Annotated in this window: 18 protein-coding genes and 1 pseudogene; 4 read left to right on the forward strand and 15 right to left on the reverse strand. The window is 70.7% G+C overall.

Features of this window, described 5'->3' with window-relative positions:
- Positions 1 to 188: 188 nt before the first annotated feature.
- From ABZ937_RS20200 to ABZ937_RS20210, 3 genes are read right to left on the reverse strand one after another with little or no spacing between them, the layout of a single operon-like run.
- Positions 189 to 1136: a carbohydrate ABC transporter permease gene (locus ABZ937_RS20200; protein ID WP_361693638.1), complete on the reverse strand. Its 948-nt coding sequence runs from the start codon at positions 1134 to 1136 to the stop codon at positions 189 to 191.
- Positions 1133 to 2146 (reverse strand): ABC transporter permease subunit, encoded by a 1014-nt coding sequence (locus ABZ937_RS20205; protein ID WP_361693640.1) that lies wholly within the window; start codon positions 2144 to 2146, stop codon positions 1133 to 1135. Before ABZ937_RS20205 ends, ABZ937_RS20200 begins: the two co-directional genes overlap by 4 nt.
- On the reverse strand, positions 2143 to 3843 hold the full coding sequence (locus ABZ937_RS20210) for an extracellular solute-binding protein (protein ID WP_361693642.1): 1701 nt from the start codon (positions 3841 to 3843) through the stop codon (positions 2143 to 2145). Before ABZ937_RS20210 ends, ABZ937_RS20205 begins: the two co-directional genes overlap by 4 nt.
- A 279-nt stretch (positions 3844 to 4122) precedes the next feature.
- On the opposite strand from ABZ937_RS20210, the gene ABZ937_RS20215 reads away from it, so the two are divergent.
- On the forward strand, positions 4123 to 6957 hold the full coding sequence (locus ABZ937_RS20215) for a glycoside hydrolase family 3 C-terminal domain-containing protein (protein WP_361693644.1): 2835 nt from the start codon (positions 4123 to 4125) through the stop codon (positions 6955 to 6957).
- A 203-nt stretch (positions 6958 to 7160) separates the two neighbouring features.
- Here ABZ937_RS20215 and ABZ937_RS20220 read toward each other — a convergent pair whose 3' ends face one another.
- From ABZ937_RS20220 to ABZ937_RS20230, 3 genes are all read right to left on the reverse strand, one after another.
- Positions 7161 to 8606, reverse strand: a complete 1446-nt coding sequence (locus ABZ937_RS20220; protein WP_361693646.1) for an aldehyde dehydrogenase family protein — start codon at positions 8604 to 8606, stop codon at positions 7161 to 7163.
- Positions 8607 to 8757: 151 nt separating this feature from the next.
- Positions 8758 to 10332: a PucR family transcriptional regulator gene (locus ABZ937_RS20225; RefSeq protein ID WP_361693648.1), complete on the reverse strand. Its 1575-nt coding sequence runs from the start codon at positions 10330 to 10332 to the stop codon at positions 8758 to 8760.
- Positions 10333 to 10427: 95 nt separating this feature from the next.
- The gene (locus ABZ937_RS20230; RefSeq protein ID WP_361693650.1) at positions 10428 to 12521 is read right to left on the reverse strand and encodes an ATP/GTP-binding protein; all 2094 of its coding nucleotides are present in this window, start codon (positions 12519 to 12521) and stop codon (positions 10428 to 10430) included.
- Positions 12522 to 13063: 542 nt separating this feature from the next.
- On the opposite strand from ABZ937_RS20230, the gene gabT reads away from it, so the two are divergent.
- Both gabT and ABZ937_RS20240 read left to right on the forward strand, forming a co-directional pair.
- Positions 13064 to 14398: a 4-aminobutyrate--2-oxoglutarate transaminase gene (gabT, locus tag ABZ937_RS20235; RefSeq protein WP_361693652.1), complete on the forward strand. Its 1335-nt coding sequence runs from the start codon at positions 13064 to 13066 to the stop codon at positions 14396 to 14398.
- Between the two features lie 666 nt (positions 14399 to 15064).
- Positions 15065 to 15319 (forward strand): annotated as a pseudogene (locus ABZ937_RS20240) (phosphatase PAP2 family protein); the annotation flags it as partial.
- 67 nt (positions 15320 to 15386) lie between these two features.
- Here ABZ937_RS20240 and ABZ937_RS20245 read toward each other — a convergent pair.
- The 8 genes from ABZ937_RS20245 to ABZ937_RS20280 form a co-directional block, all read right to left on the reverse strand.
- Positions 15387 to 17195 (reverse strand): glycoside hydrolase family 18 protein, encoded by a 1809-nt coding sequence (locus ABZ937_RS20245; protein ID WP_361693654.1) that lies wholly within the window; start codon positions 17193 to 17195, stop codon positions 15387 to 15389.
- Positions 17196 to 17280: 85 nt separating this feature from the next.
- Positions 17281 to 17739, reverse strand: a complete 459-nt coding sequence (locus ABZ937_RS20250; RefSeq protein ID WP_361693656.1) for a hypothetical protein — start codon at positions 17737 to 17739, stop codon at positions 17281 to 17283.
- A gap of 119 nt (positions 17740 to 17858) precedes the next feature.
- Positions 17859 to 19289 (reverse strand): FAD-dependent oxidoreductase, encoded by a 1431-nt coding sequence (locus ABZ937_RS20255; RefSeq protein ID WP_361693658.1) that lies wholly within the window; start codon positions 19287 to 19289, stop codon positions 17859 to 17861.
- Positions 19290 to 19326: 37 nt separating this feature from the next.
- Complete coding sequence (locus ABZ937_RS20260) at positions 19327 to 20127, reverse strand: ABC transporter permease (RefSeq protein ID WP_361693660.1); 801 nt, start codon at positions 20125 to 20127, stop codon at positions 19327 to 19329.
- Entirely contained in the window at positions 20128 to 21057 is a 930-nt protein-coding gene (locus tag ABZ937_RS20265) for an ABC transporter permease (protein WP_361693662.1), read from the reverse strand.
- Positions 21057 to 22217 (reverse strand): ABC transporter ATP-binding protein, encoded by a 1161-nt coding sequence (locus tag ABZ937_RS20270; RefSeq protein WP_361693664.1) that lies wholly within the window; start codon positions 22215 to 22217, stop codon positions 21057 to 21059. The genes ABZ937_RS20265 and ABZ937_RS20270 overlap by 1 nt, the downstream gene beginning before the upstream one ends.
- Positions 22214 to 23461: a spermidine/putrescine ABC transporter substrate-binding protein gene (locus ABZ937_RS20275; RefSeq protein ID WP_361693666.1), complete on the reverse strand. Its 1248-nt coding sequence runs from the start codon at positions 23459 to 23461 to the stop codon at positions 22214 to 22216. Before ABZ937_RS20275 ends, ABZ937_RS20270 begins: the two co-directional genes overlap by 4 nt.
- 53 nt (positions 23462 to 23514) lie before the next feature.
- Positions 23515 to 25050, reverse strand: a complete 1536-nt coding sequence (locus tag ABZ937_RS20280; protein WP_361693668.1) for a gamma-aminobutyraldehyde dehydrogenase — start codon at positions 25048 to 25050, stop codon at positions 23515 to 23517.
- A gap of 209 nt (positions 25051 to 25259) precedes the next feature.
- On the opposite strand from ABZ937_RS20280, the gene ABZ937_RS20285 reads away from it, so the two are divergent.
- On the forward strand, positions 25260 to 25817 hold the full coding sequence (locus tag ABZ937_RS20285; RefSeq protein WP_361693670.1) for an NADAR family protein: 558 nt from the start codon (positions 25260 to 25262) through the stop codon (positions 25815 to 25817).
- A gap of 31 nt (positions 25818 to 25848) precedes the next feature.
- Here ABZ937_RS20285 and ABZ937_RS20290 read toward each other — a convergent pair whose 3' ends face one another.
- The gene (locus ABZ937_RS20290) at positions 25849 to 26730 is read right to left on the reverse strand and encodes a DUF4190 domain-containing protein (RefSeq protein ID WP_361693672.1); all 882 of its coding nucleotides are present in this window, start codon (positions 26728 to 26730) and stop codon (positions 25849 to 25851) included.
- Between the last annotated feature and the right edge of the window lie 4 nt (positions 26731 to 26734).

Consider the following 26734-nt stretch of genomic DNA (forward strand, 5'->3'; position numbering starts at 1 on the left):
GGGGTTACCTCAGGTGGGTTGGTCGGGTGGTCCGGAGCCGGCGCTGGGCGGGGGTGGGAACGCTCACCGGCGCTGGCGGGGTGCCGCCCGCTGCAGCTCCCTGGGGGCGCGGGGAACTGCGCGACCAGCCATCCACTCGCCCGCAGCCGCCCACGACACCGAACCGCCCCCTTCAGAAGACAGCCCCGTCACCCCTTCACCGCTCCCGTCAGCATTCCCTTCCGGAAGTGCTTCTGGACGAACGGTGACAGGACGGCGACCGGGAGCAGGGCCAGTACCATCACCGCCATCTGGATGGCCAGCGGCGACAGCTGGCCCGTGTTGATCTGGGCCGCCAGACCCATCGGCCGTTCCTGTTTCTGGACCAGCTGGATCATCACGTTCTGCAGCGGCATCATCTTCTGGTCGGTCAGATAGATCGACGCGTTGAACCAGGCACTCCAGTACCCGACCGCGTAGAACAGGGTGATCACGGCCAGCACGGCCCGGGACAGCGGCAGCACGATCTGCCGGAGGATCCGCCAGTCCCCCGCCCCGTCGATCCGTGCGCTGTCGATGAGTTCGGGCGAGATGCCCATGAAGAATCCCCGCAGCACGAGGACGTTGAAGACGCTCACCGCGCTCGGCAGGATCAGTGCCAGGTAGGTGTCGGTGAGCCCGAGCGCCTGCACCAGCAGGTACGTCGGGATCAGGCCCGCGCCGAAGAACATCGTCGCGAGCAGGGCCATCAGGATCCAGCGGTGGCCCAGTGAGCCCCGGCGGGAGAGTCCGTACGCGCACAGGACCGACACGGTCATGCTGAACAGCGTGCCGACGAGGGTCACGCCGACACTGACCAGCGCGGCCCGCTGCACCTGGCCGCCGCCGAGCAGCTCCTGGTAGGCGACGAAGGTGACGCCCTTGGGGATCACCACGAGCCCGCCGGTCTCGTCGATGACCTTCTTCGGGGACAGGCTGGTGACGACCACGATCCACAGCGGGAACAGGACGGCGAAGCACGCGATCCCGAGGACGAGGCCCTTGGCGGCGAGCCCGGTCTTCGCCGGTTCCTCCTCCCACACGGGCCGGGGCGGCGCCGCCCACCGGCTCCGCGTCCGCACGCCTTCCCGCACCGGCCGGCCGGCCACGGCGCTCATTTCTCGTACACCCCCTGCTCGCCCATGAGATGGGCGACCTTGTTCGCCACGAGGACGAGGGTCAGTCCGACGACGCCCTTGATCAGGCCGGCCGCCGCCGCATAGCTGAAGTCCTGGTTGCGGATGCCGTTCCACCACACATAGGTGTCGAGCACCTCGGAGGCGTCCGGGCCGACCGCCTGCCGCTGGAGCAGGAACTGCTCGAAGCCGACGGTGAGGGCGTCGCCGACGCGCAGCACGAGCAGCAGGGCGATCACCGGCCGCAGCGCGGGCAGCGTGATGTGCCACATGCGGCGCCGGCGCCCGGCGCCGTCCATCGCGGCGGCCTCGTACAGGTCCGGGGAGACGGCGGCAAGCGCGGCGAGGAAGACGATGACGCCCCAGCCGGCGTCCTTCCAGACCATCTGCGCGGTGACCAGGTACTTGAAGGCGGACGGGTCGGTCATGATGTCGAAGCCGGAGTGCCCGTGTTCGCGCAGGGTCTGCGCGAGGACGCCGGCGCCGCCGAAGACCTGCTGGAAGACGGTGACGACCAGCACCCAGGAGAAGAAGTGCGGCAGGTACATGATCGCCTGGGCGACCGCGCGGACCCGTGGCCGGATCACGCTGTTGATGAGCAGCGCGAGGGCGATCGGGATCGGGAAGAACAGCACCAGCTGGAGGAAGAACAGGACGAGCGTGTTCTGCACGGCGTGCCAGAACTCCGCGTCCTCGAAGACCCGTTGGAACTGCTCGAAGCCGGCCCAGGGGCTCTGGAAGACGGCGATGAAGCCGTTGTCGCTGAGGTAGGGGTCGTAGTCCTGGAAGGCGACGACGTTGCCGAGGATCGGGATGTAGTTGAAGACCAGGAGCAGCAGGACCACGGGCAGCGTCATCAGGATCAGGGTGCGGTCCCGCCGGAACCTGATCCTCAGGCTGAGCTTGCGACCGCGCTCCCGGCGGCCGGCGGCGCCCCCCGGCGCCACCGGTGACCGCTCCCCCGCCCGGCTGCGGGGCACGGTGCTGGTCATGTCGCCGAGCCGGTGGAGTCGAGCAGCTTGCGGTACCAGTCGCGCAGGTCGTCGCCGCCCTGCTTCTTCCAGTCGGAGACCGCCTGCTGCATGTCGCCGATCTTCTTCCGGCCGCGTACGACGTCGTCCTCCAGCTGCTCGAAGTCGTCGGCGAGGTTGGACCAGCGGCTGGGTTCGGTGATCGTGAGGCCGTAGAAGGAGGACTTCTTGGTGAAGGCGCCCATGCGCTGCTGCCACTCGATCATGCCCCGGGTGACCTCGGGGAAGTCGGGGTGGGCGACGTACGCGGCGGGCTTGCCGGTGTAGTCGAAGGCGCCGAGGACTTCGTTGACGCCCTTGGTGGTCTTGGTGGGGACGCCCTTGTCGAGGGTGAAGTCGGTCCCCTCGACGCCGTACTCGGCGAGCAGGCGCTCCTTGGTGCCGAAGGGGGCGGCGCAGAAGTTGGCGATGGCGAGGAAGTCCTTGATCTTCTGCTCGGACGCCTTCCGGTTGACGAAGGTGAAGAGGTTGGACGGTTGGGTGGCCCACAGGAGCGGGTCGCCGCCGTCGTGGGTGAAGATGTCCATCGCGGCCATCTCGAAGTCCGGGTTCTGGGTGTGCTGTTCGGAGGTCTTGCCGAACCAGTCGGACAGGTCCTGGTTGTAGACGAGGAGCTTGCCGGCGGTGAACCGGGTGCCGGGCGGGTTGGTGGTCTTGCCGGCCTTGTCGTCGGGGTGGACCACGCCGGCGGCGAACAGTTTGCGGGCCCACTCCAGGGCTTCCAGGTACTCCTGGGTCTCGACCCGGTTGATCAGCTTGCCGTCCTGGAGGTTCCACCACAGCGCCTTCTCGCCGCCGTTGAGGACACCGAAGGCGCTGAAGGCGGTCCACTTCATGTCGGCGCAGGCCCACACGCCGCCCTTGGCGTCGGTGGCCTCCTTCGCCCAGGCGAGGAACTCGTCGGTGGACCTGGGGAGTTTCCAGCCCCGCTTGTCGAAGATGTCCTTGCGGTAGAAGGGCGCGATGTTGGGGACGTAGGAGGCGGGCAGCGGGATCGCCCGCAGCTGTCCGCCGAAGATGGAGCGCTGCCAGGCGTCGGTGGGGACGGCGGCGAGATTGGGGTAGTCCTTGACCTTGTCGCCGGACAGATAGGGGCCGAGGTCGGCGAACTTGGCGTTGATGGCGTTGGGGATCTTGCCCATCAGGTTCCAGCCGGGGACGACCACGACGTCCGGGATGTCACTGGAGGCGAGGACCGCGCCGAGCTTCTCGTCGTAGGTGTTGCCGTCCTGGTTCTGCCAGCTGGTCTCGACGCCGATGGCCTCGTCCATGGCCTTGTAGTACGGGTTGCCGTTGTCCGGCGGGGTGCCCCACAGCGGGGCCATGATCGTGAGCTTGCCTCCGCTGCCGAGCTTCTTCGGTACGGAGGTCTTCAGCCGGTCCATCGCGACGGCCTTGGTGAAGCCGACCGCCGAGCCGTTCTTCGAGGGGATGTCCGGGGCGACGACGCTCGATGCCACGTACGCGGGGAGGATCTTCTGCGCCGCCTTGCCGGAGGTGGTGCCTTCCTTGCGGCCCTCCTGCCCGCCGCCGCAGGCGGTGAGCAGCGGCATCCCGCCGGTCGCCGCCGCGGCGGCGACCGCGGTGGAGGCGAGGAAGCTTCTCCGGCTCGGGGAGCTTCTCCGGGCGGGAGCGGAGGAGGCGGCGTTCGGCGTCATTGCGTCAACCCTTCATGCCTTCATGCCTTCATGGCGCAGGCGCGTCAGTCGAAGCGCTTCGATGTTGCTGCGAGGTTAAGTGAACGCCTGGGGGCGCACAAGGGTCGCTCCCAAGATTCCTCCGACGCCGGACCAGCACGGTAGGGCTCAGTCCGCCCTTGCGGTGTTGTGGAGATATCGGCGCCGATTCGGTACGGCACCTTGACACCCGACCACGGTCGAATAAGCATCGAAGCGCTTCGAAAGTGCTGCCTCGCTTCATTCGCAAGGGGACCGCTCGTGACCGTTGACCCGCCGTCCACGCCACCTTTCCGCGATCCGCACCTGCCGTTCGCGAAGCGCATCGACGACCTGCTGGCGCGGCTCACCCCGGACGAGAAGATCGCCTTCCTGCACCAGTTCGCGCCCGCCGTGGACCGGCTCGGCGTCGCCGCCTGGCGCACCGGCCAGGAGGCCCTGCACGGCGTGGCCTGGATGGGCCCGGCGACGGTGTTCCCGCAGGCGGTCGGCCTCGGCGCGACCTGGAACCCGGACCTGGTGCGGCGGATCGGCGAGGCGGTCTCCAAGGAGGCCCGGGCGATGCGCGCCCGCGACGACCGGGTCGGCCTCAACATCTGGTCCCCCACGGTCAACCTGCTGCGCCACCCGCTGTGGGGCCGCAACGAGGAGGGCTACTCGGAGGACCCCCGGCTGACGTCGGCCATCGCCACGGCGTACACGCACGGTCTGCGCGGCGACCATCCCCGGTACTGGCGTACCGCGCCCGTGCTGAAGCACTGGCTGGCGCACAACAACGAGACGGACCGGGCCACTTCGTCGGCCTCCGTGCGCCCGCGGGTGCTGCACGAGTACGACCTGCGCGCCTTCCGGGACACGGTCGGGGCGGGCGCGGTGGCGGGCGTGATGCCGGCCTACAACCTGGTCAACGGCCGTCCCAACCACGTCTCCCCGTACCTGCGCGAGCAGCTGCGCACCTGGACCGACGAGGAGCTGCTGGTCTGCTCGGACGCGGGCGCGCCGTCCAACCTGGTCGACGCCGAGCACTACTTCGACACCCACGAGGAGGCCACGGCGGCGGCCCTGCTGGCCGGCGTGGACAGCTTCACCGACCACGGCACGGACGCCTCGCTGATCACCGCGCGGGTCAAGGGGGCGGTGGAGCGGGGCCTGTTGACGGAGGCGGACATCGACACCGCCGTCCGCCGCCAGCTCTCCGTCCGCTTCCGGCTCGGCGAGTTCGACCCGCACTACGATCCGCACAGGGGCACCGGCGAGTTCGACACCCCGGCGCACCGGGCGCTCGCGCGGGAGGCCGCCGAGCAGGCGGTCGTCCTGCTGAAGAACGACGACGACCTGCTGCCCCTCGCGCCCGACACCCGGATCGCGGTGGTCGGGCTGCTCGCCGACGAGTGCAAACTCGACTGGTACAGCGGCAGTCTCCTGCACCGCTCCACTCCCCTGGAGGGGCTGTACGAGCGGTTCGGCGCGGAGCGCGTGGAGTTCGCGGAGGGGGTGGACCGGGTCCGGCTGCGGACGGCGGCCGGCGCGTTCCTGTCCGTGCCGCCGGCGAACGCCCCCGACCGGGCGCGCGGCGCCGAGGGCGCCCTGGACCCCGCGCTGCTGTCCGGCCGTACCGATCTGCCCCCGCTCACCGCCGACGCGACCGGCACCGAGTTCGCGCTGGCCGACTGGGGCGAGGGGGTGCTGACCCTGCGCGCACCCGACGGCCGCTACCTCTCGGTCGCCGAGGACGGCTTCCTCCGCGCCTCGGCCGACCAGCCGGGCGGCTGGGTCGTCCAGGAGACGTTCCGCCTCGAACCCCACCGCGGCGGTCACCTCCTCAAGCACCTGGGCACGGGTCGTCATGTGCGGGTCGCCGCCGACGGCGTGAAGGTTGCCGACAACGGCGACGTCTTCGAGGTCGTGACGGTCGAGCGCGGCGAGGAGGCCGTCGCCCGGGTGGCCGGCGGGGCGGACGTGGTCCTGGTGGTGGCGGGCAACGACCCGCACATCAACGGCCGGGAGACGGAGGACCGTACGACCCTGCTGCTGCCGGAGCACCAGCGGCGGCTGCTGCGGGCGGCCCGGGACGCCAATCCGCGTACCGTGCTGGTGCTGGTGTCGGCGTACCCGTACGCGGTGGACACGACCCGGCTGCCGGCCGCGCTGTGGACGGCGCACGGCGGCCAGGCGGCGGGCACGGCGCTGGCCCGGGTGCTGGCCGGCGACGTCTCCCCGGCCGGCCGGCTCCCGCAGACCTGGTACGCCTCCGACGCCGACCTGCCCGACCTCTTCGACTACGACGTGATCGGCAGCCGCCAGACCTACCTCTACTTCGAGGGCACCCCGCTCTTCCCCTTCGGCCACGGCCTGTCGTACGCGTCGTTCGCGTACGCCGACCCGTCGGCCCGTGTGGCGGCCGGCGCCCTGTACGTGAGCTGCACGGTCACCAACACCGGGGACCGGCCGGCGGACGAGGTGGTCCAGCTCTACGCCCGGGCGGCCGACCCGTCGGTACCCCGCCCGCGCCGCGAACTGCTGGCCCACCGCCGGCTCACCCTCACCCCCGGCGAACCGACCCCCGTCTCCTTCGAAGTCCCGCTGACGGCACTGGAGTTCTGGGACGTGACGCGAGCCGGCATGTGCCGGGAGCGGGGTCCGTACGAGCTGCTGCTCGGCGCTTCGAGCGAGGACATCCGCCTGCGCACGACCGTGCACGTCGACGGTGAGCCCCCGATGCCCCGCGCGGTACTGGAGCAGGGCCTCTTCGGCGCCGACTTCGACGAGCAGTCCGGCGCCGCGCTGGTCGACCGGACCAGGGCGGCGGGCGACGCGGTGACACCGGCCGGCGACGGGACGGCCGAACTGGTCTTCCGGGCCTGCGACTTCGGTGCGGGCGCGACCGAGGTGACCGCGCTGGTCGCGGGCGAGGGCACCGTGGAACTCGCCCTGGACGGCGGCCCGGTGCTGGCCGCGCTCACCCTGGACACCCCCACGGCCGGCCCGTACGCCTACACCACCCTCGCCGCCGGGCTCGTCGCCGAGGGCGTCCACGACGTCCGCCTCCGGCTGCGCGGCCCGCTGCGGCTCGCGCACGTCGGCTTCTCCGGTTGAGGGTCCGGAGGAGACCGACGCCAGGAAGGGGTCCGGCACCGGAAGGCAGCGGTGCCGGACCCCTTCGGCTCGGCGGCCCGGAGCAATGCTACATGAAAACGGTTCCCATTATCCATGCCGGTAACGGGGCGCGGACATGCGAACGGCCGCAGCCCCCGCACAGTGGGCTGCGGCCGTTCTCTTCCTGACCTGTCCGTGGCAGGTCAGAGCGCGAGACCGGTGAGAACCAGTACGCGCTCGTAGGTGTAGTCCTCCATCGCGAACCGCACGCCTTCGCGGCCCACACCGGACTGCTTGGCGCCGCCGTACGGCATCTGGTCGGCGCGGTAGGACGGGACGTCGCCGATCACCACACCGCCGACCTCCAGGGCGCGGTGGGCCCGGAAGGCGACCTGCAGGTCGTGGGTGAACACGCCCGCCTGGAGGCCGTACTTGGAGGAGTTGACGGCGGCGAAGGCCTCCGCCTCCCCGTCCACCTTCTGCACGGTGAGGACCGGCCCGAAGACCTCCTCGCAGGCGATCGTGGTGTCCGCCGGTACGTCGGTGAGGACGGTCGGCGCGTAGGAGGCGCCGTCGCGGTCGCCGCCGGTGAGGAGCGTGGCGCCGGCCTCGACCGCCTCCTTCACCCACGACTCGACGCGCTTGGCGGCATCCTCGCTGACCAGCGGGCCGACGTCGGTCTTGGCGTCGGACGGGTCACCGGTGACCTGGGCCTCGACGGCGGCGACGATGCGCGGCAGCAGCCGGTCGTACACCGACGCGTCGGCGATCACCCGCTGCACGGAGATGCAGGACTGGCCGCCCTGGTAGTTGGAGAAGGTCGCGATGCGGGTCGCGGCCCAGTCGAGGTCGGCGTCGGAGGCGAAGTCGCCGAGCACGACCGCGGCACCGTTGCCGCCCAGCTCCAGGGTGCAGTGCTTGCGCGGCACCGAGTCCATGATCGCGTAGCCGACCTTCTCGGAACCGGTGAAGGAGATGACCGGCAGGCGCTCGTCCTGGACGAGGGCGGGCATCTTGTCGTTGGCGACCGGGAGGATGCTCCAGGAGCCGGCGGGCAGCTCGGTCTCGGCGAGCAGGTCACCGAGGATCAGGCCGGAGAGCGGGGTGGCGGGCGCCGGCTTCAGGATGATCGGGGCGCCGGCGGCGATGGCCGGGGCGACCTTGTGGGCGCACAGGTTCAGCGGGAAGTTGAACGGCGCGATGCCGAGCACGACGCCCTTCGGGAAGCGGCGGGTGAGCGCGAGGCGGCCCTGGCCGCCGAGGTCGGTGTCGAGGCGCTGGGCCTCGCCGCCGTTGAACCGCCGGGCCTCCTCGGCCGCGAAGCGGAACACGGAGACGGCGCGCCCGACTTCCCCTCGGGCCCACTTGATGGGCTTGCCGTTCTCGGCGGAGATCAGCTGGGCGATCTCCTCGGTGCGCTCGGCCAGCCGCTTGCTGACGTGGTCGAGCGCGGCGGCGCGCACATGCGCCGGAGTGGCGGCGAACTCGTCCCGTACGGCGTACGCGGCGGCCACGGCCTCCTCGACCTGGGCGTCGGTCGGGACGCTGACCGTGCCGACGAGACGGCCGTCCCACGGGGAGGTGACGTCGAAGGTGTCCTCGCCGGTGACCTGGCGGCCGGCGAGCCAGAAGGCATGGGTGGAAGTCATGTTACGAGTCCCGGCCCTTCCGCGTTGGGGGTGTGCTTGGCTTGCGTGGTCCACGGTAGGGCGGACACGACCGGGGGTCGTTTGTCCGAGCCGTAGCAGTCGGGACAGGGGCTACGCCGGATTGGCGGGGTGGAGAGGTGGAGGGCGGGGGTCACTCGCTCGACGTCGCCTTCAGGGCGAGCCACAGCTCCATCCGTACGTCGGGATCGTCCAGGCTCCGCCCCAGGATCTCCTCGACCCTGCGCATCCGGTACCGCAGCGTGTGCCGGTGGACCCCCAGGTCGGCCGCGGCGGCGTCCCACTGCCCGTGCCGTGACAGCCATGCCCGCAGCGAGGCGACCAGATCCCCCCGCCCGGTCGCGTCATGCTCGTGCAGCGCCCGCAGCAGGCCGTCGGCGAACGCCTTCACCGCGTCGTCGGCCAGCAGCGGAAGCACGGATCCGGCCGCCAGCTGCTCGTGCTCCACGAACACCCGCCCCCGTCGCCGCGCCACCGACAGCGCCTGCTCGGCCTGCTTGTACGCCGCTGCCGCCGCGATCGGCCCGGCGGGTGCCGACAGCCCGACGACCAGTTCGTCCTCGTCCGCGCGCCCCTGCTCGGTCGCCCGCGCGGCCTCCAGCGCCGCCGTGTGCGCGGCGCACGCGGCCACCGCCGCACCGCCGTCGGCGGCCAGCACCACCAGCCGCTCCCCCTCCGGCACGACCAGCACGGCCTCCCCGGAGCGCGCGGCGGCGGACTCCACGGTCTCCGCGAGCTCGCTCAGCGGCTCGCCCGCCGTGCCGGAACCGGACTCGGCGACGATCATCCGGAACGGGGCGTCCAGCAGCCCGCCGTACAGGCCCCCGGCGACGGCGCGGGCGTGGTCGGGCTCGCCGGCGAGGAGCATGCGCAGTACGGCCGCACCGACGCGTTGCTCGGCCGCGTGCAGGGAACGGGAGCGCTCGGTGGTGAGGGTGAGCAGGGCGATGGCGGAGTGGACGGCGTACCGTTCGGCGGTGCCGAGCGCGGCGGCCGTGCCCACGGCGAGCGCGGCCCGCGGGCGGCGGCCGGTGCCGAGGCTGTGCAGTTCCACCCGGTCCTCGTGGTCCGGGCCGCCGACCACGGAGGAGGCGGGGGCGGTCCGCTCGCGCAGCCGTTCGACCTCGGTGGTGAGCCGGGCGGCGCGGCGGCCGGCCCACTCCGGTGCGGCGGCGACGACGGCGCCCGAGGCGTCGTACAGCGCCGCCCAGCCGTCGACCTGGGCGGCGAGCGCGGTGAGCACGCCTTCCGGGCCGGAGTTCAGGGCGTGTCTGGTGAGCTCGCGCTGGGCGGCGAAGCCTGCCGTGACGGCCCGGTACTGGTCCGCGGCGATCGCCGCGGAGACGGCTTTGCTGATGGCGAGGAAGGGGGTGCGGCGGGGCACCTCCAGCAGCGGCAGCCCCTCCTGCGCACAGGCGTCGACAAGAGCGGTGGGAATCTCCTCGTAGTTGACCCCGACGGCGAACCCGAGCCCGACGACGCCCGCGCCCGCGAGCCGCCGTACGTACCGCCGCATCGCCTCCGGATCCTCCGCGTCCAGCTTCAGCGCGGTGATCAGGAGCAGCTCGCCGCCCTCCATGTAGGGGACGGGGTCGGCCAGCTCGCTGACGTGTGCCCAGCGGACGGGCACGTCCAGACGGTCCTCGCCCGCGCGCACGGTCAGCTTCAGCGCGGAGTGGTGGACGAGCGAGGCGAGAGTCGGGGGCATGGGGCCTTCACCGTGAGGGGGGAATGATCTTTTGGCCGCCGTGTATGAACGGCCTACCCCGATTCTGCCTCACCGTACGAGCCGCCGCTGGCGTCTCACCCGCGCAGATCCACCAGCAACGGCGGCGCGTGCTCCCCCTGCACGGTGGTCAACGACAACACCGCATGCCCCGGCGGCACCCCATGAGCCAACTCAGAAGCCGACCACCGCTCCCGCTCGACCTGCCGGACGGTGACGGCGTCCGTGGTGACCGGCTTACCCGTACCGAGCTTCCGTACAGCATGGATCAACCGGGTCAACGGCTGATCCGCGAACACCGTGTGCTTGGCGACCTCTGTCGTCTCCACCCACTCCGTACCCCATGCTTGCGCGAACAGGGCGCCCTCCCAGGTGGTGATTCCCGAGAAGGCGGCGTGGCAGCCGACCGCGGCGATGAGTGGCTGCCTCAGGTGTTCCGGGACGTCTCCCAGGGCCCGCAGGCTCAGAAGCACGCCGGCGCGGCTCTCCCGCAGTCTCCGCAGGGCACGCACGGATCCGACGGTGATCGCGTGCGTCGCATCGTCCAGGACGAGACAGGCGAACAGGGACTGGTCCGAACGCGCGGTCATGCTCGCTGTGAACTGGGCGAGCAGCAAACGGGTCAGCAGTTGGGCTGCCTCCGGGTGGGACCGGTCCGGCAGGTCGATCCTGACCCTCAGCGGGTGGTCGAGTGAACGCAGCGTGAAGGGCCGAGCGTCCGCGGAAGTGTCGAAGAAGCCACTGAAAGCGGGACGGTCCAGGCAGGCGAGCCGGTCGGCGAGCAGTATCCCGGGGTCTCCGGCGACGCCTGTCTGACGCGCTCGCGCGTCCAGTTCCCGGAGGAGAAGGGAGTGCAGCTGCGGGTCGAGCATCCGCTTCAGCCGGTCCAATGCCGACGGCTCACCGTCCAGCAGTTCCCGGAGCTCCGGTACGGAAGGGAACCGGCCGTGGACAGCCCGGAAAGGCCCCAACAGCTGGGCCAGTACAGTCCCCGCGCGCCGCAGATCGACCTCGGCCCAGTCGCCGGCGAGGACGTCCGCGAGAAGCGTGGCAGCCTCGTCCGGGTCGTTCGTCCCGCCGTAGAGGTCGAGGTCATAGGCGGAAGCCCGGTCACCCGGCCTGATCACGATGTCCCAGGCCTGATCGCCCCCCAGGGGCGTGCCGGCTGCGCACACCATGACCAGAGCCGCCTTCCCGGCGAGGGCCTGCAGGGCGAGCGACTCGGCGACCGGGCGCACCAGGCGCTCGGTCTTGCCCGAGCCTGACGGACCGACCGCCAGCAGGGAAGTGCCCAGCGTGCTGGGGTCCACGGCTGCGCCCGCGGCGCGGCGGGGTGGTGGTGTCCGCTCGACGTCCGCATATCGGCCGATGCGTACCTGGGAGGTCAGCAGGTCGTGAGAGGCCGTCCGGACGGGAAGGTCGCGCTGTCCGGAAGGGTGCAGACATGCACGGGCGCCGTCGCTGAGCACGGCCGAGGTGAACGCGCGCAAGCGTGCAGGGTCGGCAACCACCGAGCTCCAGGCGCGCCGGATTCTCGCGCAGTCCACGTCGTTCATCCGACCGGTACGTGCCTCCTCGGCCAGTCGTTCGGCCGTCGCGCTCTGGCCGTACGCATGCAGTTCAGCCCAGTCCGCGACGGGGTCGGACACGGCCGCCTCGTGGTTCTCGGCCACGGCCCGGGGACGAGGCAGGCCGCGCAGAAGCCCCAGCCAGCCGCCTGCTGCGGCGAACGGCACCAAGGCGAGCAGCGTGAGCACGGCCTTGAGGACTTGGAGCCGGTGCAGGGTGCCTACAGGATCCCCAGGTGAAACGAACCAGTCGGACGGGGTCAGGCTCACGACGAGCTTGTAGTACGACAGCAGCCCGCGCCAGACGACGAGCCAGACGACGAGCGCCCCGACGAGTGCGGCGCGCAGGGCGCGCGACGGCTGTGGACGGTCGGTCAGGTACCGCCGAACCACTTCTTTCCAGTTGCCCACGCGCGCGAAGTAGTACAGCACCAAGGTCGCGAAGATGCTGTCATAGACGGCGCTCGCGGTCAGTGCCGCCCTGGGCGGGTCGAACCCCCACCAGTCGGACGGCGTGACCAGCTCCAGCAGGATCCTCTTGTGAGGCACCAGATTATTGACCCAGAGCGACCACACGAGCAGTGCCGCGAGCAGTGAGCCCACGGCTCCTGTCAGCAGCGACCGGTCTGAGACGTGGCCGGCGGTCTCCTGCGGCCTGGGCTGGTACCCGAACCGCCACACACCCGGTGTGGCCTGCGGCCGAGGGGTACGCAACCACGACACGAAAGCCGAGCCCTCGGGCTTGGGCGGGAAACTGGGGGGTGCCGAAGGCATCGGCGGTACCCCCGCCCCCTCAAGCGGTGCCGCAGGCCGCGGTACAGGGTTGCGATGTGTGCCGCGTGTGTCGTGCGTGCCCTCGCTGTCCATCGAGCCTGCCCCCTGACCAGCCGTTCCGTCCGTCATCAGCGAGCCAATCTAACGCCCGGGCAAGGGGAGTTCACCGCTTACGTGGCCGAGAGGGGCCGTACCCGCCCGGGTGGGCTATGTCCACCGCGGACAACGGGGCGCGTCGACAACGCCCACATGGAGCATGCCGACCCCCCGTAACCGGTCTTAGCCTGCGAGAAAAGAAGGTATGCGTCCGAAAACGCACCGCCCGGAACCGCCCGGGACCGCCCGGTACGCAAGATCATCAGGGAGCCCTCATGACCGCACTTCCGCAGGAGCGCCGCGTCGTCACCGCCATCCCCGGCCCGAAGTCGCAGGAGCTGCAGGCCCGCCGTACCGCCGCGGTCGCGCAGGGCGTGGGCTCCGTGCTGCCCGTGTTCACCACGCGCGCCGGCGGCGGCATCATCGAGGACGTCGACGGGAACCGGCTGATCGACTTCGGGTCCGGTATCGCCGTGACCTCCGTCGGTGCCTCCGCCGAGGCCGTCGTACGGCGCGCGAGCGCCCAGCTCGCCGACTTCACCCACACCTGTTTCATGGTCACCCCCTACGAGGGGTACGTGGAGGTCGCGGAGGCTCTCGCCGAGCTGACCCCGGGTGACCACGCCAAGAAGTCCGCGCTGTTCAACTCCGGCGCCGAGGCCGTCGAGAACGCCGTCAAGATCGCCCGTGCCTACACCAAGCGGCAGGCCGTCGTCGTGTTCGACCACGGGTACCACGGGCGGACCAACCTGACCATGGCGCTGACGGCGAAGAACATGCCGTACAAGCACGGGTTCGGCCCGTTCGCGCCCGAGGTGTACCGCGTCCCGGTCGCCTACGGCTACCGCTGGCCGACCGGTGCCGAGAACGCCGGCCCGGAGGCCGCCGCCCAGGCCATCGACCAGATCACCAAGCAGGTCGGCCCGGACAACGTCGCCGCGATCATCATCGAGCCGGTCCTCGGTGAGGGCGGCTTCATCGAGCCGGCCAAGGGCTTCCTGCCGGCGATCGTGAAGTTCGCCAACGACAACGGCATCGTGTTCGTCGCCGACGAGATCCAGTCCGGCTTCTGCCGGACCGGGCAGTGGTTCGCCTGTGAGGACGAGGGCATCGTTCCTGACCTGATCACGACCGCCAAGGGCATCGCGGGTGGTCTGCCGCTCGCCGCCGTGACCGGGCGCGCGGAGATCATGGACGCCGCGCACGCCGGCGGCCTCGGTGGTACGTACGGCGGCAACCCTGTCGCCTGCGCCGGTGCGCTCGGTGCCATCGAGACCATGAAGGAGCTGGACCTCAACGGCAAGGCCAAGCGCATCGAGGAGGTCATGAAGGGCCGCCTCACCGCCATGGCCGAGAAGTTCGACATCATCGGTGACGTGCGGGGGCGCGGCGCCATGATCGCGATCGAGCTGGTCAAGGACCGGGCCACCAAGCAGCCGAACCCCGAGGCCACCGCCGCGCTCGCCAAGGCCTGCCACGCCGAGGGTCTGCTGGTCCTCACCTGCGGCACCTACGGCAACGTGCTCCGCTTCCTGCCCCCGCTGGTGATCGGCGAGGACCTGCTGAACGAGGGTCTCGACATCATCGAGCAGGCGTTCGCGCGCATCTGAGCAGCAGGTCCGCACCTCTGAAGGGTGCCTGCGGCAGGCAGTGTGAAGAAGGTGTGCGAGGTGGATGACGGGAGCTGATTCCGTCTGCCCAAGCGCCCCGGCCTGCCGTAGGTTCTCTCCAGATGAGAGATACACCCCGCCCACAGGGGACTGTGGGCGACATCAGGCCGAGGCCTCCCCAGCTTCGACCTGGCCGTGCCCTCGCGCACACAACCGGCGCCTGACGGCTCCGGGATCTCCTCACCGATCGGACGGTCGCCGCCCCAAACCCCCCGGGGCGCGCGACGTTCCGATCCGGACGGCCGCCTCGGAACCACCCCCCCTGTTCCGGGGCGGCCGACCTCCTTCCCCGTACGTCCGGGTACGTCTGCCAAGCTGAGCGCCGTGTCGACCGTAGTCCGCCGTGCCCCGCTCCTCGGCCTTCCGGCCGTCCTCTTCGCGCTGATCACCTGGCAGGTCGTCGCGCACGGCCCGCTGCTGCGCCTGGACGCCCGCCTCAGCCGAGCCCTCGTCCGTCCGGACGGGTTCGCCGAGGCCCTTTCCGACCTGGGGAACGTCCAGGTCGCCGTCCCGGTCCTGGTACTGGCCGCCGGCCACGCCCTGTGGCGGGGCCGGACCGCCGGTGCGCGGCGCTGGTGGCTGCCGCCTCTCGCCGCGGCGGTGCTGATGGCGCTGGTCCCGGCGATCGTCGTACCGCTGAAGGTCTGGACCGCCCGGCCGGGGACCGCCGTGGTGCCGCCGGGCGTCGGCTACTTCCCCTCCGGGCACACGGCCACGGCGGCCGTCGCCTACGGCTCCGCGACCCTGCTCCTGCTCCCCTGGCTGCGCTCGGACACCGCCCGCCGGTGCCTGGTCGCGGGATGCGCGCTGCTGGTCCTCGGGGTGTCGTACGGCCTGGTCCGGCACGGCTATCACTGGCCGCTGGACGTGGTGGCCAGCTGGTGCCTGTGCACCGTGCTGCTGACCACCCTGTACCTCGTGGCCGGCCTCAGCCGAAGTAGGCGTCGAAGTTCCTCTGGAACTCCCAGTTCGCGTAACGGTCCCAGTTCACCGACCAGGTCATCAGACCGCGCAGGGCGGGCCAGGTCCCGTGGGTCGCGTACGAGCCGCAGTTCGTCCTCTTCGTCAGGCAGTCCAGGGCCTTCGTGACCTCGGACGGAGCCACGTAGCCGTTGCCCGCGTTCGTCGACGCCGGCATGCCGATCGCCACCTGGTCCGGGCGCAGCGGCGGGAAGACGTTGTTCGCGTCACCCGCGACCGGGAAGCCGGTGAGGAGCATGTCGGTCATGGCGATGTGGAAGTCGGCGCCGCCCATGGAGTGGTACTGGTTGTCCAGTCCCATGATCGGACCCGAGTTGTAGTCCTGGACGTGCAGCAGGGTCAGGTCGTCGCGCAGGGCGTGGATCACCGGGAGGTACGCGCCGCAGCGCGGGTCCTGGCCGCCCCACTTGCCGGTGCCGTAGTACTGGTAGCCGTTCTGCACGAAGAAGGTCTCCGGGGCCATGGTCAGCACGAACTTGGCGCCGTACTCGGCCTTCAGGGTCTTCAGCGCCGAGATGAGGTTGACGATCACGGGCGTGGTGGGGTTCTTGAAGTCCGTGTCGTTCGCGTTCAGCGACAGCGAGTGGCCCTCGAAGTCGATGTCCAGGCCGTCCAGGCCGTAGGTGTCGATGATGCGCGAGACGGAGGAGACGAAGGTGTCGCGGGCCGCCGTGGTCGTCAGCTGGACCTGGCCGTTCTGGCCGCCGATCGAGATCAGCACCTTCTTGCCGGCCGCCTGCTTGGCCTTGACCGCCGCCTTGAAGTCGGCGTCGGACTCGACGTTCGGGCACTCGGTGACCGGGCAGCGGTTGAAACGGATGTCCCCGGACGTGGCCGAGGTGGGCTCACCGAAGGCCAGGTCGATGACGTCCCAGCTGTCGGGAACGTCGGCGAGCCGGGTGTAGCCGGCGCCGTTGGCGAAGCTCGCGTGCAGGTAGCCGACGAGGGCGTGCGGCGGGAGGTCCGACGTGCCTCCGCCGCTCCCGGCGGTCGTCGTCGCCGTCACCGTCGCCGACTTCGCGGACTCGCCCGCGTCGCCCACCGCGGTGACCTGGAAGCTGTACGCCGTCGACGCCGTGAGGCCGGAGACGGTGGCCGAAGTGCCGGTCACCGTCTGGGACTTGATCCCGTCACGGTAGACCGCGTAGCTCGTCGCGCCGGTCACCGCCGACCAGGACAGCCCGACGGAGGAGGAGGTCACGGAGGTGGTCCGCAGGCCGGTCGGTGCGGCGGGCGGCTGCCCGGTGCCGCTGCCGCCGGGGCCGATCAGGGTGATGTCGTCGGCGTGGTAGGCGCCGGTGCCGTACCAGCCGTGGGTGTAGATCGTGACCTTGGTGGTGGACGCCCCGGTGCGGAAGGTGGTGCTCAGCTTCTGCCAGTCGGGGGCGGACTGGGTCCAGGTGGAGACGTCGGTGGTGCCGGTGCCGCTCGCGCCGAGATAGACGTAGGAGCCGCGGACGTAGCCGGACAGCGTGTACTGCGCGTCGGGCCGGACGGTCACCGTCTGGCTGCACTGGGCGTTGTCGCTGCCCGCCGGCGTGGCCCGGAGCGCGGAACTGCCGCTGTGCACGGGCGAGTCGACCGTCGTACCGGCGGTGCAGGTCCAGCCGGTCAGGCCGGACTCGAAACCGCCGTTGGTCGCGACGTCCGCGTCGGCCGCACGGGCGGCCGACGAGAGCGCGGTGATACCGGGCACGGCCAGCAGCGCGGCCGTGAGCACGGCGAGGACGGATCTGGGACGTCGGGCGCGGTCCACAAAGGCCTCCGGGGGCAGGGGAGTTGGAGGAGCGGAGCGCACACAATTTGGTCCAGACCAATCCTGTTGTCAAGGTGTCCGGGCGCTACCCGTCCTCGCGCCTCCCCCTGGCCGGCCCCGCCGCCGCCTCGTGCATCGCCAGTTCCAGCAGCGCCGGATCGGTCAGCGTGCCCGAGCCGTCCGGCGCCACCAGCCAGCGCACACCGCGGGTCGCCCGGCCGGGGTGCGGCACGACGATCCAGGTGCCGGCCCCGGCGGTGCGGACACCGGTGCCGAGCCAGCGGGCCGCGGTGCCCGGGGGCACGAAGAACCCGACCCGGTTGTCGCCGAAGTCGACGAGCACCGGGCCGGGCCGGCCGAGGATCCGGGTGAGCACGTCCAGCGTCGGGTAGCCGAGGTCACCCGGCAGGATCAGCACGTCCCAGGCCTTGCCGGCGGGCAGCAGGGCGACCCCGAGGGGGCTGCGCTCCCACTCCCAGCGGCAGGCCTCGGGGTCCGGTGCGACGGATGCCAGCCATTCGACCGCCGTCTTCGCCCCAGTCATCGAAGAGCCTCCCTCTCTCGTGCTCTCGCATGCGGCGCGGTCGCGCCAGGAGAAGAGAGGGAGGCTGTCCGGGGGCATTACGCGGGTTCCCGCCCCCTATCGAGTGATCTGGATCACAGCTAGCTGTCGAAGCCCAGTCCGAGGCGGTCCATCGCGCGCAGCCACAGGTTGCGGCGACCGCCGTGGGCGTCCGCGCGGGCCAGGGACCACTTGGTGAGGGCGATGCCGGTCCAGGCGAACGGCTCCGGCGGGAACGGCAGCGGCTTCCTGCGGACCATCTGCAGCTCGGTGCGCTCGGTGCGCTCCCCGTCCAGCAGGTCCAGCATCACGTCCGCGCCGAACCGGGTCGCGCCGACGCCCAGGCCGGTGTAGCCCGCCGCGTACGCCACCTTGCCCTGGTGCGCGCTGCCGAAGAACGCCGAGAAGCGGGAGCAGGTGTCGATCGCGCCGCCCCAGGCGTGGGTGAAGCGGACGCCCTCCAGCTGCGGGAAGCAGGTGAAGAAGTGGCCGGCGAGCTTGGCGTACGTCTCGGGCCGGTCGTCGTACTCGGCGCGCACCCGGCCGCCGTAGTGGTGGATCGCGTCGTAGCCGCCCCACAGGATGCGGTTGTCGGCGGACAGCCGGAAGTAGTGGAACTGGTTCGCCGAGTCCCCGAGGCCCTGGCGGTTCTTCCAGCCGATCGAGGCCAGCTGGTCGGCGCTCAGCGGCTCGGTCATCAGCGCGTAGTCGTAGACCGGGACGGTGTACGACCGCACGCGCCGCAGCAGGCTCGGGAAGATGTTGGTGCCGAGCGCGACCCTGCGGGCACGGACGGAGCCGTACGGGGTGCGGACGGCCATCCCGGCTCCGTACTGCTTCAGGGTGAGGGCGGGCGTGTGCTCGTAGACCCGGACGCCGAGCCTGACGCACGCCTGCTTCAGGCCCCAGGCCAGCTTCGCCGGGTGCAGCATGGCCACGCCCCGGCGGTCCCACAGGCCCGCCTCGAAGGTGGGCGAGTTCACCTGCTCGCGCACGGCGTCGGCGTCCAGGAACTCGATGCCGTCGGCGAGGCCCTTCTCCTCCAGTCGGCGGTGCCAGTCGCGCAGTTCCCAGGCCTGGTAGGTCTCGGTGGCGACGTCGATCTCGCCGGTGCGCTCGAAGTCGCAGTCGATGCCGTGCCGGGCGACCGCGGCCTCGATCTCGTCGAGGTTGCGCCGGCCCAGCTCCTCCAGCCGGTGGATCTCGTCCGGCCAGCGGCTCAGGCCGTTGGGCAGGCCGTGGGTGAGGGAGGCGGCGCAGAAGCCGCCGTTGCGGCCGGAGGCGGCCCAGCCCACCTCGCGGCCTTCCAGGAGCACCACATCGCGCTGCGGGTCGCGCTCTTTCGCGTTGAGCGCGGTCCACAGCCCGCTGTAGCCGCCGCCGACGACCAGCAGGTCGCAGGTCTCGGCGGAGGTGAGGGCGGGCTCGGCGTGGGGCTTTCCGGGGTCTTCCAGCCAGTACGGGACCGGCTGGGCTTCGGAGAGAGAGGCGATCCAGTTGTCTTTGCCACGGCTCATGGCGCTTGGGGCCATGATTTCAACTCCCTACAGAGGACTTTCCTGAAAAGGACTATGCCTTTTGCTTGTTCCGGCGATTGCTGATGACCATCGAGGTCAGGACGAAGAGGACGGCGATGAGGAACATGGCCGTGCCGATCACGTTGATCTGCACGGGCGTTCCGCGCTGCGCCGAGCCCCAGACGAACATCGGGAAGGTGACGGTCGAACCCGCGTTGAAATTGGTGATGATGAAATCGTCGAAGGAGAGCGCGAACGAGAGCAGCGCGCCCGCGGCGATTCCGGGTGCCGCGATGGGCAGGGTGACGCGCAGGAAGGTCTGCACGGGGCCGGCGTACAGGTCCCGGGCGGCCTCCTCCAGACGCGGGTCCATCGACATCACGCGCGCCTTGACCGCGGTGACGACGAAGCTGAGGCAGAACATGATGTGCGCGATCAGGATCGTCATGAAGCCGAGCTGGGCGCCCATGTTGAGGAACAGGGTGAGCAGCGAGGCCGCCATGACGACCTCGGGCATCGCCATCGGCAGGAAGATCAGCGAGTTGACGGCGCCGCGGGCGCGGAAGCGGTAGCGGACCAGCGCGAAGGAGATCATCGTGCCGAGGATCGTGGCGCCGACCGTCGCCCAGACGGCGATCTGGAGGCTGAGGGACAGCGAGCCGCACATGTCGGCGACGCCGCACGGGTCCTTCCAGGCGTCCGTGGAGAACCGCTGCCACTCGTAGTTGAAGCGTCCCTTCGGTTTGTTGAAGGAGAACACCGTGACGATGACGTTCGGCAGCAGGAGATAGCCGAGTGTCAACAGTCCGGCGATGACGACGAGATGGCGCTTGAGCCAGGTGACGAAGGGCATTTAGACCAGATCCTCCGTCCCGGACCGGCGGATGTAGAGCGTGACCATGGCCAGGATCGCGGCCATGAGGATGAAGGAGAGGGCCGCGGCCGTCGGATAGTCCAGAATCCGCAGGAACTGCGTCTGGATGACGTTGCCGATCATGCGGGTGTCGGTCGAGCCGAGGAGTTCGGCGTTGACGTAGTCACCGGCCGCCGGGATGAAGGTCAGCAGCGTCCCGGAGACCACGCCCGGCATGGACAGCGGGAAGGTCACCTTGCGGAAGGTGGTCCACGGCTTGGCGTACAGGTCGCCGGCCGCCTCGTGCAGCCGCCCGTCGATCCGCTCCAGCGAGGTGTACAGCGGCAGGATCATGAACGGCAGGAAGTTGTACGTCAGGCCGCACACCACCGCGAGCGGGGTGGCGAGGACGCGGTCGCCGGCCGTCCAGCCGAGCCAGCTGGTGAGGTCCAGGATGTGCAGCGAGTTCAGCGCGTGCACCACCGGGCCGTTGTCCGCGAGGATCGTCTTCCAGGCCAGGGTGCGGATCAGGAAGCTGGTGAAGAACGGCGCGATCACCAGGATCATGATCAGGTTGCGCCAGCGGCCGGCGCGGAAGGCGATCAGGTAGGCCAGCGGGTAGCCGAGCAGCAGGCAGAGCACGGTCGCCGCGGCGGCGTAGAAGACGGACCGCAGGAACTGCGGCCAGTAGTCGGCCAGGGCGTCCCAGTAGGTCACGAAGTGCCAGGTGACCTTGTAGCCCTCCTCCAGGGAGCCCTGCTGCACGGAGGTGGAGGCCTGGTAGATCATCGGCAGCGCGAAGAAGACGATCAGCCAGAGCATGCCGGGCAGCAGCAGCCAGTACGGGGTGAACCGGCCGCGCTTGCGCGGGGGCTTCGCCGCGGGTTCGGCGGGCGCGAGAGGCGGGGGCGCCTCGGAGAGCGTGGACATCAGGCGGCGACCTCTTCCTCGGTGCCCGCGTCGATGTCCTGGGCGGCGTCCAGGCCGAAGGTGTGCGCCGGGCTCCAGTGCAGGACGACATCGGCGCCGGGGACGAGCCGGCCGTCGCGCTCGACGTTCTGGACGTAGACCGCGAGTTCGTCGCAGACGGGGCTGTCGATGACGTACTGCGTGGAGACGCCGATGAAACTGGCGTCGGCGATCTTGCCGGTGATGCGGTTGCGGCCCTCGGGGATCTCCCCCGCGTCGTCGGCGTGCGTGAGCGAGATCTTCTCCGGGCGGATGCCGACCAGCACCTTGCCGCCGGCCGTGGTCGGGCCGGAACATCGGGCCTCGGGCAGCACCAGCTTGCCGCCGCCCGCCTTGAGCACGATGTCGTCGCCGCTCTTCGTGTCGACCTCGGCCTCGATGAGGTTGGAGGTGCCGAGGAAGTTCGCGACGAAGGTGGTCTGCGGGTTCTCGTACAGGTCGGCGGGCGAGCCGAGCTGCTCGACCCGGCCCCCGTTCATCACGGCGACCGTGTCAGCCATGGTCATGGCCTCCTCCTGGTCGTGCGTGACATGGATGAACGTGATGCCGACCTCGGTCTGGATGCGCTTGAGCTCCAGCTGCATCTGGCGGCGCAGCTTGAGGTCCAGGGCGCCGAGCGGCTCGTCCAGCAGGAGCACCTTGGGGTGGTTGATCAGCGCGCGGGCCACCGCGACACGCTGCTGCTGGCCGCCGGAGAGCTGGTGCGGCTTCTTGCGCGCCTGCTCGCCCAGCTGGACCAGCTCCAGCATGTCCTCCACCTGCTTCTTGACGCTCTTGATGCCGCGCCGGCGCAGGCCGAAGGCGACGTTCTCGAAGATGTCGAGGTGCGGGAAGAGGGCGTAGGACTGGAACACCGTGTTGACCGGCCGCTTGTACGGCGGCAGGTGGGTGACGTCCTGGTCGCCGAGGCGCACGGTCCCGGAGGAAGGTTCCTCCAGCCCGGCGATCATGCGCAGGGTGGTGGTCTTGCCGCAGCCGGAGGCGCCGAGCAGGGCGAAGAAGGAGCCCTGCGGCACGGTCAGGTCCAGCGGCTGTACGGCGGTGAAGCCGTTGTCGTAGGTCTTGCTGATACCGGAGAGGCGGACGTCGCCGCTGTTGTCTGGTGTCGTCATCGTCGTCACGCCCCTGTGAGCTTCGCGAACTTCTCTTCGTAGGCCGTCTCTTCCTTCTGGCTCAGGGAGCGGAAGGCATGGGACTTCGCCTGCATGGCCTTGTCGGGCACGATCAGCGGGTTGTCCGCCGCGTCCTTGTCGATCTTCGCAAGGTACGGCTTCACCCCGTCGACCGGCGTCACGTAGTTGATGTAGGCGGCGAGCGCGGCGGCCTGCTCGGGCTCGTAGTAGAAGTCCATGAGCCGCTCGGCGTTCGTCTTGTGACGCGCCTTGTTGGGGACGCACATGTTGTCGGTCGACGTCACGTAGCCGCTGTCGGGGATGACGAAGTCGACGTCCGGGCTGTCCGCCTTGAGCTGGACGACGTCACCCGCCCAGGCGATGCAGGCCGCGAAGTCGCCCTTGGTGAGGTCCGAGGTGTAGTCGTTGCCGGTGAAGCGGCGGATCTGGCCCTTGTCGACGGCCTTCTGGAGGCGGGCGATCGCCGCGTCGAAGTCGTCGTCGGTGAACTTCGCCGGGTCCTTGCCCATGTCGAGCAGGGTCATGCCGATGCTGTCGCGCATCTCCGACAGGAAGCCGACGCGCCCCTTCAGCTTCGGGTTGTCGAGCAGGTCGGAGACCGACGTCACCTCCACGCCGTCGAGCGCCTTCTTGTTGTAGGCGATGACGGTGGAGATGCCCTGCCAGGGGTACGAGTACGCCCGTCCGGGGTCCCAGTCGGGGTTGCGGAACTGGGGCGACAGGTTGGTGTAGGCGTGCGGCAGGTTGGACGGGTCCAGCTTCTGGACCCAGCCGAGACGGATCAGCCGGGCGGCCAGCCAGTCGGTGAGGACGATGATGTCGCGGCCGGTGTCCTGGCCCGCGGCGAGCTGCGGCTTGATCTTGCCGAAGAACTCGTTGTTGTCGTTGATGTCCTCGGTGTAGTTGACCGTGATCCCGGTCCGCCTGTGGAAGGTCTCCAGGGTGGGGTGGTGCTTCCCGCTGTCGTCGACGTCGATGTACTCGGTCCAGTTGGAGAAGTTCACGACCTTCTCCTTGGCCGAGTGGTCCCGGGCGGAGGTGCCGCCCTGACTCTTGCCCGCCGCGGGGATCCCGCAGCCGCTCAGCGCCCCGAGGCCGCCGGCCGCGAGCGCGCCGCCCGCGGAGGCCCTCAGCAGCGACCGGCGGGTGAGGGCGGCCCGGCCGCTGCGCAGGCTGCGCCGCATCGCGGCCACTTGGGGCGGGGTCAGACGGTCGGGCTCGTACTGCTCCATGCGCGTGGTGCCCTTTCGGGAGGGATCGGCCTGGTCACTGGCCTGGTCGTTCTCTAGCGGTCCCCGAAGACGGTGCGGTGCCAGTCCTTCCTCGGCACCGCGGTGTTGTCGAACATTACGTGCTTGACCTGCGTGTATTCCTCGAAGGAGTACGCCGACATGTCCTTGCCGAAGCCGGAGGCCCGGTATCCGCCGTGCGGCATCTCGCTGATGATCGGGATGTGGTCGTTGACCCAGACGCAGCCCGCCTGGATCTCGCGGGTGGCCCGGTTCGCGCGGTAGACGTTGCTGCTCCACGCGGAGGCGGCGAGGCCGTACGGGGTGTCGTTGGCCAGCCGGATGCCCTCATCATCGCTGTCGAACGGCAGTACGACCAGCACAGGACCGAAGATCTCCGACTGGACGATCTCGCTGTCCTGGGCCGCGTCGGCGATCAGGGTGGGCCGGTAGTAGGCGCCGTCCTCCAGGTCTCCCCGGGGGGCCTCGCCGCCGGTCACCACGCGCGCGTAGGCCCGCGCCCGGTCCACGAAGGCGGCGACCCGGTCGCGCTGGACGTGCGAGATCAGCGGCCCGAGGTCGGTGCCGGGCGCGAAGGGGTCGCCCAGCCGGACGGTCTCCATCAGGGCGGCGGTCCGCTCGACGAACGCCTCGTACAGCGGGCGCTGCACGTACGCGCGCGTGGCGGCGGTGCAGTCCTGCCCGGTGTTGATGAGCGCCCCCGCGACCGCGCCGTTGACGGCGGCCTCCAGGTCGGCGTCGTCGAAGACGACGAAGGGCGCCTTGCCGCCCAGCTCCAGATGGAGCCGCTTGACGGTGGCGGTGGCGATCTCGGCGACGCGCTTGCCGACGGGGGTGGACCCGGTGAAGGAGGTCATGGCGACGTCCGGGTGCCCGACGAGGTGCTCACCGGCCTCCTTCCCGGTGCCGGTGACGATGTTGATCACCCCGTCCGGGATGCCCGCGTCCGTCGCGGCCTGGGCGAACAGCAGCGAGGTCAGCGGGGTCAGCTCGGCCGGCTTCAGGACGATCGTGTTGCCGGCGGCGATCGCCGGGAGGATCTTCCAGGCGGCCATCTGCAGCGGATAGTTCCAGGGCGCGATGGACCCGACGACGCCGATGGGCTCGCGCCGGACGTACGAGGTGTGGTCGCCGGAGTACTCGCCGGCGGACTGCCCCTGCAGATGCCGGGCGGCGCCCGCGAAGAAGGCGGTGTTGTCGATGGTCCCCGGCACGTCGAACTCGCGCGTGAGCTTGAGCGGCTTGCCGCACTGGAGGGACTCCGCGCGGGCGAGGTCCTCCGCGCGGTCGGCGAGCACGGCGGCGAACCGGTGCAGGGCGTCCGAACGCTCGCCCGGGGTGGTGGCGGCCCACCCCGGGAACGCCGCACGCGCGGCGGCGACGGCCGCGTCGACGTCGTCGGTGCCGGCCAGCTCGTACGTGTAGACCTCGGCGCCGGTGGCGGGGTCGATCACGGTGTGGTGGCGGCCCGAGGTTCCCTTGGTCAGCCGTCCGGCGATGAACTGCGCGCCGTCCGCGAACCGGTCCTGCGCGGGGAATCGTTCCGGGGTGGCGGTGCCCGGGTTGTGCATGTCGCTCTCCTCCGCCGTTCGCCCCGTCCCGGGGGGTGGGTGGCGTAGCTCCAGCTCGATTTGACTGCCGATCCTGACAGAGCAATAGGACTCCAACAAGTGATTCCGTTGTTGCCTTTTGGTTACGCGACGGAATCTGTCGACCAGGTGTCGAGTCGGGACGGAAAAGGGCGGACGGAGTGTCAGTGGTGCGTGCCAGACTCGCGTGCATGGAAAAGATCGACGGGGTGGAATCCCTGATCAGGGAGGTCCGGGCGGGGTCCCGGATCAAGTACCTCCACTTCTGGGGGCACCAGCCGCTGCCGAACGGCCGCGTCGGCGCGAGCTGTCTGAGCCAGTGGTGGCCGTCACCGTTCGTAGTGGACGGTGTGGAGTACGCGACGGCCGAGCACTGGATGATGGCGGGCAAGGCCCGGCTGTTCGGGGACACGGAGGCGGAGCGCCGGGTGCTGGCAGCGGAGCACCCCGCGGCGGCGAAGAAGGCGGGGCGGCTGGTCCGGGGCTTCGACGAGGAGATATGGGAGCGGGAGCGCTTCCGGATCGTGGTCGAGGGCAGCGTGCACAAGTTCGCGGCCGACGACGATCTGGAGAGGTTCCTGCTCGGCACCGGGAACCGGGTGCTGGTGGAGGCGAGCCCCTTGGACCGGATCTGGGGCATCGGCCTGACGGCGGACGACGAGGCGGCCTCGGTGCCGGAGCGGTGGCGGGGGCTGAACCTGCTGGGCTTCGCGCTGATGGAGGCGCGGGAGAGGCTGGCGGGGGCGTAGCCCTGCGGGGCTCGGGCCGTCGCTCTCCGTGTCAGGCGTGGGCCGCGATGACCAGGGCGAAGAAGCACACCACAAGGACGATCCCGGCGATCCCGCAGATGAGGCCGGCCAGGGCCACGCCGGGGTTCGTGGCCTCGCCCCGGTTCGCCTTCCCGCGGCCGAGGGCGCCGAAGACGATGGCCAGGATGCCCAGCACGATGGCGAGCGGCCACGCCAGGAAGCCGACCGCCGACAGGATGCCCAGCACCAGCGATGCCGTACCCATGCCGTTGCTCGGGAGGGGCTGCATGCCGGGCCAGCCGTACCCAGGGGCGACGGGGTAGGGACCCACGCCGCCGTACGGGGCGGGGACGGGTGACGGTCCCGGGTAGCTGTGTCCCGCCGTGGTCCCCGGGTAGCCGTAGGGCACCTGCCCGGGACCGTCGGGGGCGATGGGCGGCGGGGGCACGGGTCCGCTCGCGGGGGCCACAGACGGGGCGAAGGGGTTCGGCTGGAGTGCGGCGGAGGCCGGGGGTGCGAAGGGGTTCGGCTGCGGCGCAGAGGGGGCCGGCGGGGCGAACGGGTTCGGCTGCGGCGCGGGGGCCGAGGACGCGGGTCCGTCCGCCGGGCTGGCCCACGGGGCGGGGGCGGTGGGCGCGGCCTGAACCGGGGTGGGGGCAGGGGCCTGGGCCGTCGGTAGCGAGGTCTGGGTCTGCTGAGCGTGGACGGAGGCGGGGGCCGAGGTCGGGACCGGGGCCGCGTCCACCGGTGCCTCGTCCCCTGCGGGTGCTGTCGGCTCTGACGGCACCACCGGTGCCTCGTCCGCTGCCGACGTCGTCGGTGTCGCTTCCTTGGCCAGGGAGATCGCGGGTATCGCGGGCCGGTGGCCGGTGGGCCGGGCCTCCGGCAGGGACTGCGGCACCTCGTCGGACATGGTG

The organism is Streptomyces sp. NPDC046727, assembly GCF_040645635.1.
GTDB lineage: Bacteria > Actinomycetota > Actinomycetes > Streptomycetales > Streptomycetaceae > Streptomyces.